Annotated in this window: 13 protein-coding genes; 3 read left to right on the top strand and 10 right to left on the bottom strand. The window is 47.5% G+C overall.

What is annotated here, in order from left to right; genetic code table 11:
• Positions 1 to 19 precede the first annotated feature (19 nt).
• The 8 genes from ACFPYJ_RS22625 to ACFPYJ_RS22590 form a co-directional block, all read right to left on the bottom strand.
• Positions 20 to 934 carry a carbohydrate ABC transporter permease gene (locus ACFPYJ_RS22625; RefSeq protein ID WP_379190536.1) on the bottom strand — a complete coding sequence of 305 codons (915 nt, stop codon included), beginning with the start codon at positions 932 to 934 and terminating at the stop codon, positions 20 to 22.
• A 39-nt stretch (positions 935 to 973) separates the two neighbouring features.
• On the bottom strand, positions 974 to 1912 hold the full coding sequence (locus ACFPYJ_RS22620; RefSeq protein WP_379190497.1) for an ABC transporter permease: 939 nt from the start codon (positions 1910 to 1912) through the stop codon (positions 974 to 976).
• A gap of 77 nt (positions 1913 to 1989) precedes the next feature.
• Entirely contained in the window at positions 1990 to 3471 is a 1482-nt protein-coding gene (locus ACFPYJ_RS22615) for an ABC transporter substrate-binding protein (RefSeq protein ID WP_379190496.1), read from the bottom strand.
• A gap of 144 nt (positions 3472 to 3615) precedes the next feature.
• The gene (locus ACFPYJ_RS22610; protein WP_379190495.1) at positions 3616 to 5136 is read right to left on the bottom strand and encodes a response regulator; all 1521 of its coding nucleotides are present in this window, start codon (positions 5134 to 5136) and stop codon (positions 3616 to 3618) included.
• Positions 5129 to 6952: a sensor histidine kinase gene (locus tag ACFPYJ_RS22605; RefSeq protein WP_379190494.1), complete on the bottom strand. Its 1824-nt coding sequence runs from the start codon at positions 6950 to 6952 to the stop codon at positions 5129 to 5131. The genes ACFPYJ_RS22610 and ACFPYJ_RS22605 overlap by 8 nt, the downstream gene beginning before the upstream one ends.
• 158 nt (positions 6953 to 7110) lie before the next feature.
• Positions 7111 to 7530, bottom strand: coding sequence for a GIY-YIG nuclease family protein (locus tag ACFPYJ_RS22600; RefSeq protein ID WP_379190493.1), 420 nt, complete (start codon positions 7528 to 7530; stop codon positions 7111 to 7113).
• A gap of 107 nt (positions 7531 to 7637) precedes the next feature.
• The gene (locus tag ACFPYJ_RS22595) at positions 7638 to 8402 is read right to left on the bottom strand and encodes a DUF2087 domain-containing protein (RefSeq protein ID WP_379190492.1); all 765 of its coding nucleotides are present in this window, start codon (positions 8400 to 8402) and stop codon (positions 7638 to 7640) included.
• Positions 8403 to 8524: 122 nt separating this feature from the next.
• The gene (locus ACFPYJ_RS22590; RefSeq protein ID WP_379190491.1) at positions 8525 to 8704 is read right to left on the bottom strand and encodes a hypothetical protein; all 180 of its coding nucleotides are present in this window, start codon (positions 8702 to 8704) and stop codon (positions 8525 to 8527) included.
• 259 nt (positions 8705 to 8963) lie between these two features.
• Between ACFPYJ_RS22590 and aroC the strand changes: the two genes are divergently transcribed.
• Positions 8964 to 10019, top strand: coding sequence for a chorismate synthase (gene aroC, locus ACFPYJ_RS22585; protein WP_379190490.1), 1056 nt, complete (start codon positions 8964 to 8966; stop codon positions 10017 to 10019).
• Positions 10020 to 10124: 105 nt separating this feature from the next.
• Here the strand turns inward: aroC and ACFPYJ_RS22580 are convergent, their stop codons facing one another.
• Positions 10125 to 11345 (bottom strand): MFS transporter, encoded by a 1221-nt coding sequence (locus ACFPYJ_RS22580; RefSeq protein ID WP_379190489.1) that lies wholly within the window; start codon positions 11343 to 11345, stop codon positions 10125 to 10127.
• 301 nt (positions 11346 to 11646) lie between these two features.
• Between ACFPYJ_RS22580 and ACFPYJ_RS22575 the strand changes: the two genes are divergently transcribed.
• A complete protein-coding gene (locus tag ACFPYJ_RS22575; protein WP_379190488.1) occupies positions 11647 to 12699 on the top strand; it encodes an efflux RND transporter periplasmic adaptor subunit in 1053 nt (350 codons plus the stop codon).
• 87 nt (positions 12700 to 12786) lie between these two features.
• On the opposite strand, the gene lacZ is transcribed toward ACFPYJ_RS22575, so the two are convergent.
• Positions 12787 to 15900, bottom strand: coding sequence for a beta-galactosidase, LacZ type (gene lacZ, locus ACFPYJ_RS22570; RefSeq protein ID WP_379190487.1), 3114 nt, complete (start codon positions 15898 to 15900; stop codon positions 12787 to 12789).
• Between the two features lie 292 nt (positions 15901 to 16192).
• On the opposite strand from lacZ, the gene ACFPYJ_RS22565 reads away from it, so the two are divergent.
• Positions 16193 to 16669, top strand: a complete 477-nt coding sequence (locus tag ACFPYJ_RS22565; RefSeq protein ID WP_379190486.1) for an Lrp/AsnC family transcriptional regulator — start codon at positions 16193 to 16195, stop codon at positions 16667 to 16669.
• The last annotated feature ends 661 nt before the right edge of the window (positions 16670 to 17330 follow it).

Here is a 17330-nt window from a genome sequence, read left to right as displayed (position 1 = left end):
GATCATATCCCCCTGTTTATTACTCTTTTACCGCACCAATGGTCAAGCCTTGAATGAAATAACGCTGGAAGAACGGATAAGCAAATATAATCGGTCCGGTCGCCAGCACGACCATCGCCATACGCGCGGTATCCGCCGGCAGAGATTGAAGCACACCCGTACCCAGAGACGGATTATTTGTATTTTGCAAAAGGAACTGCATGCTGTTCTCAATGCGCATAAGCATCGATTGCAGCGGTACGAGATCCGGATTGTCGATGTAGAGTAAAGCATTAAACCAGTCGTTCCAGTAACCGAGCGTGCTGAACAGGCCAATCGTTGCAAGGCCCGGGAGCGACAACGGAAGAATCAGCTTAATGAAGATTCCAAATTCGCCTGCGCCGTCGATTTTCCCCGATTCGATAATCGCCTCTGGAACTGACGTCGTGAAGAAGGTCCTCATGATCATAATGTAGAATGCATTCCCTGCAAGGGGCAGAATCAGCGCCCAGAGCGTATCTTTCATACCGAGCAGTTGAGTCACTACGATATAGGTCGGAACAAGTCCGCCGTTGAATAACATCGTGAAGAAAGCGAAGAACCCGAAGAAATTGCGATATTTGAAGCTCTTTCTGGAAATAGCATAGGCAAACAGCGCCGTCAGCACTAAACTGATAATCGTCCCCACAACCGTTACGGTGATGGTTACGCCATAGGAACGAAGTAATTGATCCCCTGCCTTGAACACATACCGGTAAGCATCCACGCTCCATTTCTCCGGAATGATCCAATATCCGTTTGCAGCAAGTGTTTTCTCATCTGTGAATGAAATGATCGTTACGAATAGGAAAGGGAATACGCAAGCAAGGGCAAAAATTCCAGCTATAAAGTTAAAAATCACATTCCATACCGTCGGCAATTTATGAAAATCACGAGGTTTGTTCGAGTTAGCAATCGTAGACACAGCCATTTCCTCCTTTCGCCTGAGAATGAATTAGAACAACGCATTGTCTTTATCGAATTTTCGTACAACATAGTTAGAAATCATAACGAGCGCAAAGCCGATAACGGATTGATACAGACCGGCCGCTGTACTCATTCCAATCTCACCTGTTGATTTAAGACCGCGGTATACATACGTATCGATAACGTTCGTCACCGAATATAGTGTGCCTGAGTCCCGGGTAACCTGATAGAACAGTCCAAAATCGGCATAGAAAATACGGCCGATGGCAAGCAGTGTCAAAATCGTCATAAGCGGTTTGAGCATTGGAATCGTGATATTCCTAATTTGCTGCCATTTGTTCGCGCCATCGATCATCGCTGCTTCATAGAGCGATTTGTCAATGCCCATGATAGCAGCCAAATAGACAACGCTGCTGTAACCGACTGATTTCCATAAGAAAACCACTACGATGATAATCGGCCAGTAGGTCTTATCCGCATACCATTGGATCGGATTGATACCGAACCAGGAAGCGATATGATTAACCATTCCTTTATCAAAGCTCAGGAAGCTGAATACGAAATAACCGACAATAACCCAGGATAAGAAGTAAGGCAGGAACATCCCGGTTTGATAAACCTTAGCCAGCTTTTTATTCGCAATCTCCGCTAATATAATCGCCATCGCAACCGACAGCACAAGACCTAAGATGATGAAAAAGATGTTATACAGCAGCGTGTTACGCGTAATGATATAAGCATCATTCGTGCTGAATAGAAACTTAAAATTCTGCCATCCGACCCACTTGCTGTCTACGATGCTTGCCCAGAAGCCATGGCGGCTGTAGCGATATTCCTTAAAGGCGATGACCATGCCTGCCATCGGTAAATAAGAAAAGAACAGAAACCATATGGTAGCCGGCAAAGCCATCAGCAACAGCACTTTATTCTTGTTGAGATCCTTGAAGAACCCGCCGATCTTATTCATTACAATCACCTCTCCTTACATATTGAAATGAATCAGGCGAATGTTGAACATTCGCCTAATTCGGATGTTTGCTTGTGTTATTTGTTATTCGCCGCTTTCCATGCATCGATTTGGCTTTGCGCTTCAGCAATAATCTTATCAAGGCCTGCTGCTTTGAATTTCTCTGTTGCACTCGGAATGAATTTATCAGGATCAACCGTTCCTGTCATCAGCGATGCCCAGAACTCTTCTTTGACGTTCTGTACGGCTGCGATTTCGCTTGTTACCTTCGTAGGATCGAAGTTAAATCCAAGCAATGGCGCTTTTTCACTGGACTCGTTGAATTTCTTGAATTCATCCCATTTCGTTACAGGGTCGTTCTTGTCACGGTACGTAATCATTACATTACCAAGAGAGAAGGTTGGCATATCGTAGTTTTTTGATTCTGGCAGGTTCTCCATGGCGTCGTCGCCGACTTTTTTGTAATGCACGCCTTCGATACCGGAATCAACCATATTACGAAGCACAGGATCTGTATTGAGCAGATTCAAGAATTCCATTGCTTTCTCCGGGTATTCCGAGTTTGCAGATATCGCCTGCATCGAACCCATTACCGACCAGTTGTAAATCAGAGCCGGGCTGGCAGGTTTGGATACAATCGGATAACCTAAGCTCGCGGACCAAAGGTTGTCGGCAAGCGGCTGATTCGTTGCTTTATCCGTAAACCATTTGCCTGTTGCCTGTACATCTGTCAAGGAATTCAAAGTTGCGGCTTCCGTAGGAATGTAACCGGCTTTGTAGTACTTGTTCATCGTTTTGAGCGCTTGCTTCATTTCCGGCGTATCAAAGATATTAACGACTTTGTAGCCGGCGTCGCCAATCTTCACAGCCATCGGCATTTGCTGAATGATGTAGTCGTAAGGAACAACCGGCATAAACGACTTATCTGCAGCCAATGCGAAAGTACCAGGCTCGTTGGCTTTAATTGTCTTCAGCAGCGGCTCCAGGCTCTCGAGCGTATTCACACTGTCGATGTTTAATTTGTATTTATCGACGAGGTTCTTATTGAAACGCCATACATCCTGAGCTGGAAGCTCTTTGTTTGCAGGCACGCCATAGTTGTGGCCGTCAATCTTGGAGCCTTCCAAGAATGCTGGATCTAACGCTTTTACGATGCCTTGTCCATATTTCGGCAGCAATTCATCAATCGCTGTAAATGCGCCTTTACGTGCATTTTGTACGTAATCAAACGCCCATGATGCCGTGAACATGATGTCCATCGGTGTACCTGAAGCGGTCATGACCTGCATTTTTTGCGAATAATCGCCCCAGTCTATCATGTTCATTTTGACTGTAACGCCGATTTTCTCAGCTGTATATTTGCTAACCTCCGCCATGACGCGATCCGTATCTTTTTGCGGAGTTCCAATCGTGTACCAGATCAGTTCCACCGGTTTCTCAGCGCTTCCCGCTTCCGATGAATTATTGCTTGCTTTCTTTCCCCCGCATGCACTTAGTGTAAGTGATACCGCCAGCAGCAGGATCAGGGTTACCATATAGCTTTTTCTTACCTTGCTCATTTTCTCTTTCCTCCCTGTGATGTTCTTCGTTTAACATACCCCGATGGGGATACTTTTACTGTACCTAATGAAAGCCGTTTCAAATAGGCGACAAACTAAATGAAACCTGTCCAAACTAAAGAAAAAAGACCGCTCTAAGATGAATTAGAGCAGTCCTTTATAGTCGGTAGGAGAAATCCCTACATATTTTTTAAATTGCTTATAGAAATATCCAGTCTCCCAATAGCCCACATTCCTTGCGATTTCATGCACCTTCAAATTGGTGGTCTTCAGCATTTCTTTGGCTTTCTCGATGCGGTATTTGTTGATGTATTCCGTGAATGTCTCACCCGTTTCCTTATGGAACAGCTGGCCAAGATAGACCGGATGAATATTATACTGGATTCCAAGCAGCTTAAGCGAGAATTCCTCGGAGTAGGATTTATGGATGTAATTCAATACCTGCTGCACGACGGGGCTCTTTATATCCGAAATCAGGAAGTCTATCGTCATGTCCGCAGCCTCCTGGATGGTTTTGCTCAGCTCATCTATGGTTTCTGCTTTCCTGACATTCTGGAAAGCTTCATAAAACAGATCCGGCTCCTCCGTGTGACGAATCGACTCCAGTTCCACCTTGAAGCGCACGATCATTTCGAGCGCGACATTCTGAATATCCTGCGGCATGACGCCCGGCAAAGCCAGAATAAGCCGGAAATCGTCTTGAATTTGCTGATGAAGGGTTTCTTTATCCTTCGAAATAACGGATTTGGCATATGCACCCCAGTCCAGCGTAAAATCAACACGATCCAGCTCTTGGCGGATGGGAAGCTGACTGTAATCCATCATGTCCTGGTCCGGATAAATCCAGAAGTACTCCTGTGTTTTCTTGGCGTTGTAATAGCTGACTCCAGCGTGGTCCATAAGACTCTCTACACTGCCGACCGATATCCGCAGCGGCCGGTAATTCGTCAATCTCTCGTGAATGCCCTTCAGGATTTGATTTAATTCCTCCAGGCCCCGCTCCGCATCATCCATTAAAGCAAGCAGCACCAGATCCCCATCGATGTCGCGGAATAATGTCAGTCCTTCATTGTGCTTCACCTGTCTGTCTATCAGCTCGAACACTTCCGCTTGGCCCGTCTCCGTCCTCAGCACTGCAGCGGCAAGGTATGGATGCTCGATGTTAATTCCAAGCAGATCTGTACGCTCTTTGAATTCGGCAGCACCGATCTGACCGGTTAACCAGCGGTGCATGATATTATCCTTCAGAATCTGCGTACTAAACCCGGAAATCATCCGCCTTTCCTTGAATGAGCTTAATTTTTCAACTGTATTGCTAAGCGTTGCTCTTAGCTCTTCCACGTTAATCGGCTTTAGCAGGTAGTTCTCAATCCCCAGGCGCATACCCTCCTTCAGGTAGGCGAACTCATCAAACCCGCTTAGCACAATCACCTTCAGGTCGACATGAAATTCCCTTGCAGCACTTATAAGCTCAAGTCCGGTCATCACAGGCATCGAAATATCGGTAATTAGAATATCTACAGGCGTCTGCTTCATCGCATTCAGAGCCTTCTGTCCGTTGTCGGCATGCCCTACGATTTCTAAGCCAAGCCCCGCCCAATCGATTATGTCGTACAAACCTTCCGTAATAAATGGCTCATCATCTGCAAGAAACACTCTATACATCATGACCCTCCTGATCTTCGATGTCCGGCAGCCGCACCGTTACGGTTGTTCCTGCCCCAAGCTCGCTCTCGATGCAAAGACCGAATTCCGCGCCGTAAAGCAGTTGAAGACGCTCATTCACACTGCGCAGACCAAACGATTCCCCTTCAGCAGCTTCTGACGACAGTGTATATTCCAGCTCTTTCAGCCGGTCAGCCGGAATGCCTTTCCCGTTGTCTATAATTTGCACCTGAAGTCCCTTCTCAAGCCGAAGAGCCTTAATCGCAATTTGATTACCGGTACGCTCGCTGCAAAGACCATGAACGATATAATTCTCGACAATCGGCTGCAGCGACATCCGCAGCACTTTTTTCCTCCCAAGATCATCTGCGCACTCAATCGCGTAGGAGAACTTGTCCTTATAACGGATGCGGAAGAGCTCCAGGTACAAGCGGCAGGCTTCAAGCTCATCCTTCAAGAGATAGACGGATTTCTGCTGAACGAAGCTTCGGAATAGCGCCGACAGGCTGTAGATCATTTCGCCGACATCCTGCGCGCCCTGCGAGATCGCACGCATTCGGATCACTTCGAGGGTGTTATATAGAAAATGCGGATTGATGCGTGCCTGCAGGGCAGTCAGCTCCGTTTCCTTCTGCTTAATATCCGCCTTATATTCCCGGTCGATATATTCATTGAGAACCTCAAGCATATCATTAAAGCTGTGCGATATTTGCCCCAGCTCATCTTCCCTTGGGTCTTGAATCCTCGCGTTCAAGTCTCCCTGCTTTACCTTGCGGGTGAAACGTATGATTTCATTCGTCCGTTTGGCGAATCGGAAAATAAACAAGGAGGGAATGACAATCGCCACAAAAATACAGCAGGCGCTGATCGTCAGAATCGTATTGCGGAGTCCCCGGTAGGAGGCCGCCATTTCATCTGTTGAGATGAGGCCAAGAACGATGAACCCGCCTTTATTTTGCGTCATTTTCGTCACATATTCATGCTGAACCAATTCACTGCTCTCGTATAACGAGTTTATTTTGTCCAAGCCCGGATAAGTCTTGCCGTATATTTGGCCTAAGGAATCAAACAGCACGCCGCCCTCAGTCGTCAAAACGAGAATTCTGCCCTTCAGATCGCCTTTCACATTAGAAATTGCTTTCCATATGCTGTCCGATTTATAATAGACGACCAGCTGACCGATATTTTTGAGCGATTGCATATCATTCACCTGCATCCGGATCGAATACAGATCCGCTTTCGGCAGCTTAATCGCTTTTCTGATCCATGGGTTAGGCAATGTCAGGCTGCCCCCTTCCAGCGCCATTGCATCCGGAATGTAAGTGTTCCCGGCGCCGGTCTTGAGCAGTTTTAACTGTTTATAACTGTTAAACGCATAGATGGATTGCTGCTCCGCGCTGTACAGAATCAAGTTGCTGATATCCGCATCATCTTCCATATTGTTCTTGAAATACTGAAGCGCGTCCGGTCCCGCATTGTTCGAATTGAGATAATACTGATTCAGATTATACTGGACGTACTCTTGAAACGGGTGCATCAGCAAGTAGGAAACGCCCGTGGATAGCGACGAATTCCGATATACCCCTTCAATCATAGCCTGCACGGATTCATGCTTGGCAGTCATATTATTGTTGACGCTCTCCATCGCTTTCTTCTGAATGTCAAGTTCCCGGTTAATGACCGTCCCCGACATCGAACGAAACATCAGATAAGAGAACGTAATAATGGTCAGAATCGTAATAAAGGAGAAGAGAAGAATCATCTTCATAAACAGATTATTTTGAAAATAATTGCGGTAAATGTTGCTTAGTCTCATGCTGCCCGTCCTCTCTTACCTTTATCAGGCCACAATTATAACACGAGTTTCGTGCAATCCCTAGATTGGCTCCTTGAACAGCAAAAAGAGCGCTCCCAGGCCTTCAGCCTTTGGATCGCTCTTGCCTTGCGTATTAGTCTAAGGAAGATGTATTGCTGTTAATTCTCCTTCGGCGGACGATTGTAGCCATTCGGTTCATAGGGCTTGAATTCGTCCAGCCATTTCATCTCCAGCTTGCGAAGGGAGTCTCTGTATGCCAATACAGCAGTGCGATTAAGCGCTGTCGTGCCTATCTGCATCAAATCTTTGTAATCATTCCGAACTTCCTCACCCAGCTTGAGCTTCTCAAGCTCCTCAAACACAAAATGGGCACCGGCCTGTTCCTTATACTCCTTCTGAAGCGCGCTATTGATATGACTTCCCATATCAAGTGTAAATTTCTCGCGCTGCCAAGCAGAATCAAGAGTTGGCGATGACGCAATATAACGTTTGCCGTTCTTCTCGTTCACAATTTGAAATACGCCCATGGAGCGCTGCTTCATCCCGTATTCATTCTGCAATTCTTTCCGTCTGTTCATTGCTTAATCCTCCCAAAAGTATTGCGCCGGCTCTGCCTGTTACGAACTTAGACAAGTCGGCATAGAGCAGAAACGCCTTCAAAACGCCAGGCTGGTAATAGATATAACTAGACATTCAGCCAATAAACACTGCCGTCGCTTTCCCGGCCTAGAAGGTTGTAATCGATCAAATATCGCCGTAAATTGACATATTCCTTCTCCATGAAGCGTCCCAGAATTTCGTTCACTTCCGGCTCTTTGTACTTGCGGCCCTTCTTGAAGCAGGTCGCTACATGGCGCAGCAGAGCAATTTTGCGTTTTTCCTTCCTTGGCAATCCTGTAAGCGGGCCTTCCAGTCCCTGTGGCAAATATTTCTTCAATAACGCATTATATTCATCATTCGTCAATGCATATCTTTCGTCCACTTGCGGCGCATTCCGATGAACAGGGATAAATTTAGTACCTGAAGGAAGTCCGCCGTCCATCAGCTCCATAATAGCCAGGAACAGCTTAGCCTGCTTCGCTTTCTCTTTGAGGGCAAAACGGTGATTGCGAATCGTGGAGGCACTTCCGCCGCCGGTCAGCTTAACGGTCTCCGCATCGCTCATGCCTGAAGCGAACGCTTCAATCAGCTGCTTCTGCAGATCAGTCAGTCCTGTTGCTTTCTTATCCAGCTGGAGCAAATAATCCAGCACTGAATTATGCGTACTGCTTATATGGTACTTCACAGCCTTATGAGCCTCGAAGAAACGTTTCTGGGCCGGGTACACAACACCTTCTTCAAACTGCTCTCCACAAATCAAACAATAATAGCTTTCCGTCCCATTGTCATAAATAAACCCTTGTTTGAGCTCTGACAGTGATGCGCTAAAGAAATGCTCAGATACGTTCATATTTCAAACAGCTCCACTATTCGTTTGCTAATTATATAGACATTATATAATTATGTTTGGTTTAATTCAATAGACATTTCTTGTTCATATCTAATAAAAGAAGAATGACGATGATCCAACCTTTAAGCTGCTTGCTTAAAGACTCGATCATCGTCATTCTTGGGAAGAACATATTTCTTTTTGTTTGGCTTTACCTTTGTAACCGGCTTAACTCCGTTCCAATTCCCTCTCTGCAGCCTCGGGTCCATGCTTCCCTGCTGCAGTTTCTTCTCCATCCTCTTTCGCGCCAAGCTCTTGGTCATTCTGATCACTCCTAAACGTTTTGTGAAGCCTTGCTTCCTGATTGATCTTCGCAGCAAAACTCGCTTCGGAAGCATGTGCTTAAGTTTTGTGAAGCCTTGCTTCCTCCTATAGAATACGTCACTTGAACCTGATGGTTCAAGTATTTTATGATATCAACCCATTCTATGGCAGATTGCTAATATTCTGATTTCATTTATTGCATAACTCACGGGATAATAAAAGGAATCAATTAAAGCATCATAAAGGCAGGGATAAACAATGGCAGGAAGCTCGTTCGGAGAAGCTTTTCGAATATCAACCTTTGGTGAATCGCATGGCGAAGCGGTCGGTGTCATTATTGACGGTGTTACCCCGGGCGTCGAGCTGGACGAACCCTATATTCAAGTTCAAATGGACCGAAGAAAGCCAGGACAATCCTCTGTAACTTCACCCCGCAAAGAATATGACCGCATACGTATTCTCTCCGGAGTCTATGAAGGAAAAACAACGGGAACGCCGATCTGCATTCTTCTGAATAATACAGATATGCGCCCTGAAGCTTATTCCGATATTCAGCATTCCTTCCGGCCCGGTCATGCAGACTACACGTATCTGCAGAAATACGGCTTACGTGATCATCGAGGGAGCGGACGCGCTTCAGGACGGGAAACTGCCGGCCGGGTCGCTGCCGGTGCTGTTGCCCGGAAGCTGCTGGAGAGAAGAGGCATAAGCATAGTTGCTTACACGAAGGCTATTGGAGGCATTGCTTGCGAAACATTCGTAGAGAGTGAAATCGAGCGTAACGCAGTCCGGGCTTGTGATCCGGAAGCCGCCCTTCAAATGATTCAACGAATCGAATCGCTGGCAAGGGCAGGGAACAGCTGCGGCGGTATCGTTGAATGCCGGATTCGAGGCGCCGTCGCCGGACTCGGCGAGCCTGTATTCGATAAACTGGATGCCGATCTGGCCAAAAGCATGTTATCCATCGGAGCCATCAAAGGCATTGAATTCGGAGCCGGCTTTGCAGCAGCCGACATGCTTGGCAGTGAACATAATGATGAGATGAACGCAGACGGATTTCTCAGCAATCATGCCGGCGGTATTATTGGCGGAATCAGTACAGGGAATGAAATTATTTTCAGAGTCGCCGTAAAGCCTACTTCCTCCATCTCCATTCCGCAGCATACGATTAATACAAGTGGAGACGAACAGCTAATCGTGACGGAAGGGAGGCATGATCCCTGCATCTGTCCAAGAATCGTTCCTGTAATTGAAGCTATGGCCTGTCTGGTGCTCGAAGATCATTATAAGCGTCATGCCGCATTGCTGGATTAGAATAGAACTATTTTACTCACATATCCCTAACAGCAGCAAAAAAGCGTCAGAGCCGCAGACTCCAACGCTTCCTTGATTGCTTTTATTCTCTTCTCTTCTCTTCTATCATACTTTATCTCTGCGGTCAGCAGGCAGCAGCAGGGTTAGAAAGCCGAAGAGCGGGAGAAAGCTTGTATAGTTCATTACACGTGTCAGCCCCCATAAATCCGCTGCTTCGCCAATGACGACTGCGCCCAGGGCCCCCATACCAAAGGCTAATCCGGTAATAAGACCGGAAGCCATTCCTACCTTGCCGGGAACGAGCTCTTGAGCGTAAACGACGGTGACGGAGAAGCCGGAGAACAGAACAAGTCCCATGACGAATATGAGCGGATACACCCATGCGAGCGGCAGATGAGGCAGAAGAAGAGCAAAGGGCGACGAGCCCACAATCGAGCATAAAATAACCTTCTTCCGGCCAAAACGATCCGCCAGCATGCCGCCAAAGAATGTACCGATTACACCTGCAGCCGAGAATAAAAAAATGGGAACAAGAGCTGCCTGATTCGTGAGATTATAGGTATCTCTAAGAAAAAATACAAAATAGGTGGATATCCCGCTGTTGTACCATGATCGTGCAAAGACGAGCATAATCAGAATAAACATCGCATACCCGATAACCTTTCGTTCACGCTTGTCATTTTCATTCATTGCTGTCTTCGCTGCGCGTTTCACAGGCTTGCCATAGAGGTTCAGCCGCTCTTTATACCAAGGAACAACCCGAAGCAGAATAATGATAGCAGCGGCTGCGAGCAAAGTGCCCCATATCGCACCGGTTTGACCTAGCGGCAGAAAAATAAAGATGGTCATAAGCGGCGCAAGTGAGCTGCCTAAATTACCGCCCACCTGATAGATGGATTGTGCTAACCCCCGCCTGCCGCCTGCCGCAAAATAAACCACCCTAGAGCCTTCCGGATGAAAGATAGCTGATCCAAGTCCTACAAACACGACCGCTAGTATGACAAGCAGAAAACTGGGAGCAATTGAAATGCCCGCCATCCCGATTAGGCTGAGCCCCATCCCCGCCGGAAGCATCCAGGGCGCCGGCCTTCTATCCGAGAAATAGCCAACGACCGGCTGCATGATGGATGAGGTCATACTTAGCGTAAAAGCGATCCATCCCATTTGTCCGTAAGACAAATGGAGCGATTTCTCCAGAACCGGAAACAGTGCCGAGACGACCGCCTGCATCGTATCGTTCATCAAGTGGACCGAGCTGATCGCAAACAAAATGACATAAATCGTTCCCGTTTGAACGGCTGCCGTTCGTGTTGAAGCTACTGACATTCTCTTAACCGCCTTCCATCATCGTAAAGTCAGATTTCGATACTATAAAGTCTACCAGCAAAGATATCATACAATATAAGAGGAGACAATTAACTTGCCAATTAATTGTTCATCCCCGCTAGGAATTGGAAATGAAAACGTTGACATGATTTCATGCGACCGTTATGCTTTGAGTAGTATTTACTAGCCCGACTCTATGAAATAATCGCTAGACTCAGCCCATGCTTCCGATGCAAGTTTTTGCTCGCGAGGAAGTATAGCTAAGAAGTTATCGCAAAAACTTTTAGGAGGAACAATACCCTTGTTAGCTAACGATAATTTAAATAGCCGCCGCCGATACTCCTTCCTGAAGCGGGTAACGCTGATTGGCTGCACGGCTGCCCTGCTAAGCGGATGCTCCGTTCTTCCTGCAGAAGAAGAAACGCTCCAGCCGCCGCTTATCGCAAAGAAAGAGCAAAAGTATGAAACAGCAGCAGTTAAACGCGGAAATATGCAGTTATATTTATCTTCCGTTGCAGTTGCGGCTTCTGAAGAAAACAAATCAGTCGCATTCGCCGAATCAGGCGGCCTGTTGAAGAAGATGCTTGTCGCAGAAGGCGATAAGGTATCTGTGGGAACTCCAATCGCTGAACTGGATACCGGTGATTTGCCGACGAGAATCAAACTCCAGAAGCTGACAGTTGAACAGAAGCAAATCAATGTCACCGATGCTGTCAAAAACAACAACGATCAGAATACCATTCGGCTGTATCAAATCGATCTCGACCGTGAGCAGCTCGTGCTCGACTCTTTGGTCAAGGAATATAACAAATCGCTCTTATTCTCGCCAATCGAAGGCGATATCACGTATTTGAACGGGATCAAGCCCGGTCAGACAGTTGAAGCACAAGCGACGATTGCGGTCATCTCCAACCCGAATCATGTTAATTTTGTATATGAAGCAACTGACGTTAAGAAAATCGCAAATATAAACGTAAATGAACCCGTCGATTTTACTATCGATGGCAAGAAATATAAAGGCACTGTCCTGCAGACTCCGAAAACTGCACCTAAGACGTTGGATATCAAGCTTTCAAACCGTAATGTCAAATCATTAATTTTGGGCCTCTCAGCTCCTAAACCGGTCATCAAAATCGGAGATTACGCCGACTTCAAGCTGTTCATCGAGAAACGCGATAACGTGCTCATTATTCCGCGTAACGCTCTCAAAAACACGTTTGGCCGTTATTCGGTCAGCACGATCGAGAATGACCGGGTGAAAGAACTCGATGTTCAAGTCGGCCTCATTACCTCATCCGAGGTTGAGATTATCCAAGGCCTGAACGAGGATCAGAAAGTGATCATCAGCAGCTAAAGAATTAAAGAAGCGCTTTGAAGCCAAACGTGCATGATCTGCACGTTCGGACTCCAAGGCGCTTTTCTATGGGGTGCTGCTTATTAATTAAATCCCTTTTAGTGTGAAAGTAAACTCATACGGGCGATTAGCCAAGATCATATACTGCGGATGCGGCTTCGCACCCCAGCTGTCGTCTCCGCCTACTCCCATTTGCTTGTAGTTGATACGGACAACCGTTTTGCTGCTTGTCGGAAGCTTATATACATGATCATTCGCTTCCAGCTCAAATGGGGTATACGGAAGGGCATTCAGCTCAAACTGAGGCGCTCCGATAATCGCAAGTCCCGCCCCGGCCGCATTCGTGATAGAGGCATGGCGTACATCCATTTTATTCCCGCATTCCTGCGGCCTGATATACGGAGCGAATTGATCCGCTACTTTGCCTTTATACCTTCCCAGCTTCGCACCGGTCTGGCGGTCCCAGTAGGATTCATGAGGCCCCTTGCCGTACCACTCCAGCTCATCAAAGGAACCGTTTAATACAAGCATCATACCGATCTCCGGTATTTCAGGCAGATTATCGCCAGGCGTCAGCTGCTGCTTCACTTCAATTTCTCCGTTACCGCGTACGATGTAGGTGACCGTACAAGCCGAAGTATTCGTTGTCGGCAGTGCATAGCTGGCAGTAATTATGACGCGGTCCTCCAGCTTCTCATAGGACAGCTGCAGCAGACGGCGCTCTTCTCCGGCCGAACGCCAAGCAGCTGATTTCTCATGCTGCTTGCTGCCGCGGTCATTATCCGTATAGGCGCGCCAGAAATTCGGAGCAAGCGGAGCCTGCAGCAGTTCCAGCCCATTAACGATAAACGATGAGAGACTGCCCGTCGCTTTGTCGAAAGCAGCCGCGAATTGATTGCCTGTTACAGTGAGCGACTGTCCCTCTTCCGATAACGAGACAGCCGGGCCGGACTCCAGACGGACGATGCGTGCCTGCTCCGGTTCAGCCTTCGGAAGCACAAACTGCTCAAATGCCGTTTCATGGCCGGCTTCTGCCCAATCTGTTGCTTCTTGGGTCAGGAAGCTGACTGTGAGTACAGCTTCGCCCCGGAATTCGCTGCGATCCGGGAGTGGAATCGTAATTTCTGCTGTTTCGCCCGGCTCAGCTGCCGCCTCCAGTGTCCCGCTCTTCACAGCAGCTCCATCGACCGCAACCGTCCACTGCAGCGTAAAAGCATTCAGGTTCGTAAACAGCCATTTATTCCGGACACTCAGAACCCCTTGAGCCAAATCAACCGCGGTAATATCTACGTTCTGATAACATTTCTTCACCTCATACAGCTTAGGCGATACGGTCCGATCCGCGAAAATAATCCCGTTGCCGCAGAAGTTGCCGTCATGCGGGTTTTCGCCAAAATCGCCGCCGTAAGCCATATAGGACGTGCCATCATCCTTCGTCGTCCAGATCGCTTGATCGACCCAATCCCAGATGAAGCCGCCCTGCAGAACCGGATAACGGTCGAACAGCTCGGTGTATAGATGAAGACCGCCGACAGAATTCCCCATGGCATGGGCATATTCACATAGAATAAACGGCTTTTTGCCATTATAAAGCGCATATTCTTCAACTTTAGCCGGACGTGTATACATTTGGCTTTCGACGTCTGATGCCGCATCTGATTCCCGCCACATGGTTACCCCTTCATAATGAACGATCCGGGTCGGATCCGCCTCGCGAAGGAAATCATGCATTTTCAGAAAATTATCGCCGCCGAACGACTCGTTACCGAGTGACCAAATCAGTATGGAAGGGTGATTCTTATCCCGCTGCAGCATCGAATTTGCACGGTCAAGCACATTGGCCGTCCATTCAGGGCGGCTTCCGGGAACGGTCAGCTCGCCAAGCTCCTTCTGTCCATACTGCCAGCTGCCGTGGGTTTCAAGATTCGTCTCATCAATGACATATAAACCGTACTCATCGCAAAGGTCATACCAGAGCGGATGATTCGGGTAATGGGATGTGCGGACAGCATTAATGTTATAAGCCTTCATCAGCTTCACATCCGTAAGCATTTCCTCATAGCTGATCGCTCTGCCCGTATTACAGGAGAACTCATGACGGTTCGTCCCTTTGAAGACGATCCGCTTCCCGTTAATAAGCAGCAGATTATCCTTAAGCTCGAATTTACGGAATCCGACGCGGCTGCTGACAGCCTCCACGAATTGTCCCGCTTCATCCTTCAAGGTAATCACCAGCGTGTAGAGATTTGGAAGCTCCGCACTCCATTTTAGCGGGTTATTCACATCCGCCGACGCCTCTATGTCAAGAGACGCTTCACGGTTAACAGACAGTTTAACGTTAATCGGCTGCGCTAATACAGGCTTCTGACCGCTGTCATACAACTGCGCTTCCACCTGCAGCGTGCCAATGGTTTCTTCATAATAATTCTCAACCTGCACGCGAAGACGAAGCTCTGCATGCTCGTAGTTCTCATCAAGCTCCGTGGTCACGAAGAAATCGGCAATATGCGCCTTCGGTGCTGTATAGAGATAAACATCGCGAAAAATCCCGCTCATCCGCCAGAAATCCTGATCCTCCAGCCAGCTGGCATCACACCAGCGGTAAACTTCAACCGCGAGCTTGTTTTCACCTTCACGCAGATATGGCGTCAAGTCAAAATCAGCCGGCGTAAATGTATCCTCGCTGTATCCGACAAGATCACCGTTCACCCATACGTAGAAGGCTGATTCCACCCCTTGGAAGCTGATGAATACCGGTTGTCCCTGCCAGTTCTCAGGCACCGTGAAATACCTGACATAGGATCCGACCGGATTGTAGTTCGTTGGCGCAAAAGGCTGTTTGAGCCCTTCGTCCTTCACTTCCCACGGGTAACGAATATTCGTATATTGCGGGTAATCATAACCCTGCAGCTGCCAATGAGCCGGGACGGTAATCGAGTCCCAGCCGCTCGTATCAAACTGCTCCTCATGAAAACCAACGATTCTCGCATCCGGTGTTTCTGCCCAAGAAAACTTCCATGTACCGTTCAGCGACAAATAACTGCGGGCTGATTTGCGGTCACCGCGGAGCGCCTCCTCGACGGATCCAAAGGATTGAAGCGTTGCACGCGCTTTCATTCGGTTAAGCTCAAACGTTTCGGGATTATTATTCCACTCCGGGTAACCATTCGCAGGTGGTGTATGCACATATTTCTGCCGCAATTCAGAAGCACCTCTTCTCATAAAAATAGCTCTATAAAGTTACTTTATAGGACGATACTAACGGTCGTATATAGAATAATAAGGTTGCGGTATATTAAAATAGGGTATTTTGATAAACACTTCCCGCTTAAGGGGACAAAAGAGGCGGCAAGCAGAGCTGCAAATCGGTAAGTAGACAATATTCAAGAAAATCGTTAAAATGAGCGTTAACTGACCCCTTTGGAATGACGGATTATTGGCAAATCAAGAAATTTAATTACACTTTGAATATAACAAGGAGGGTGAACGGCCTATGCCTTCTCCGCAGGAAATTCCGATAACCAAACTCGATGCTACGGATCGCAAAATCATCGCGATGCTTCATGAAAACAGCCGGATTTCTTATACCGACCTGGCTAAAGAAATCGGGCTATCCAGAGTTGCCGTGCAAGCACGGGTAAACGCCCTTATGGATGAAGGAGTCATCGAGAGATTCACTATCGTTATTAATCCGGAGAGAATCGGAATCTCTATCTCTGCCTTTTTTAACGTCGAAGTGGAGCCTCAATTCCTCCATGATGTAGCGGATCAACTATCCATGGAGCCCTCAATCACCAGCCTGTACCATATGACGGGGCCAACCAAACTCCATATGCACGGATTGTTCGAAGATCATCAAGAGATGCAGGACTTTCTTAAGAACAAGCTGTATATATTACCGGGAATCATGAGCGTCGATACACAGATTCTCATTAACCGCTTTAAGAGCCGGATGGGAATGCGTTTGTAACCATTATGAAGCTGTTTGTGCTGGAAATATTGATATTCCGCATGCGCTCCTATGACCGGAGCCCTGAATAGGAATACATAACTCTAAGCGCACCCGCCGTGCAGCGTTAAAGTTCAACCCGCTCCTGATCGCCACTATTGCTGCACCCTGCAGCCTTATCATCTCTCAACTATTAAACGCGCCATTGTTAGATCCATAATGAAATGCCTAGGATGGCTGTCTCCTCGAAAAGGCGGCTGCTCCTCGAATAGGTGGCTGTTCCTCGAAAAGGCGGCTGTTCCTCGAAAAGGCGGCTGTTCCTCGAAAAGGCGGCTGTTCCTCGAAAAGGTGGCTGCTCCTCGAATAGGTGGCTGCTCCTCGAATAGGTGGCTGCTCCTCGAATAGGTGGCTGCACAGGATGTAAACCCTGTACAGCCACCTCATCTCTTTCTTCCTATCAATGGTTTAGCTGATTGGACACCCGGACCTATACTGGAATTCGTACAGTTAAAAGAGTGCCAGCCGATAAAAGCTGCCTCTATACTGCAATCCATACAGTTAAATCGCCTCAATTGAGCTTTATGGAGCTGAAATGGGCATTATGAACTGGATATTTGGACCTCTGTCAAGAAAGTGGACACCCACATAAGGCACTTAACGTGCTCGTTTGTAATACATCGAT

It is taken from the genome of Paenibacillus solisilvae, assembly GCF_042656405.1.
Classification (GTDB): Bacteria; Bacillota; Bacilli; order Paenibacillales; family Paenibacillaceae; genus Paenibacillus_Z; species Paenibacillus_Z solisilvae.
Note: the sequence above shows the minus strand (reverse complement) of the source record. Positions and strands in the feature narration are given on the sequence as shown.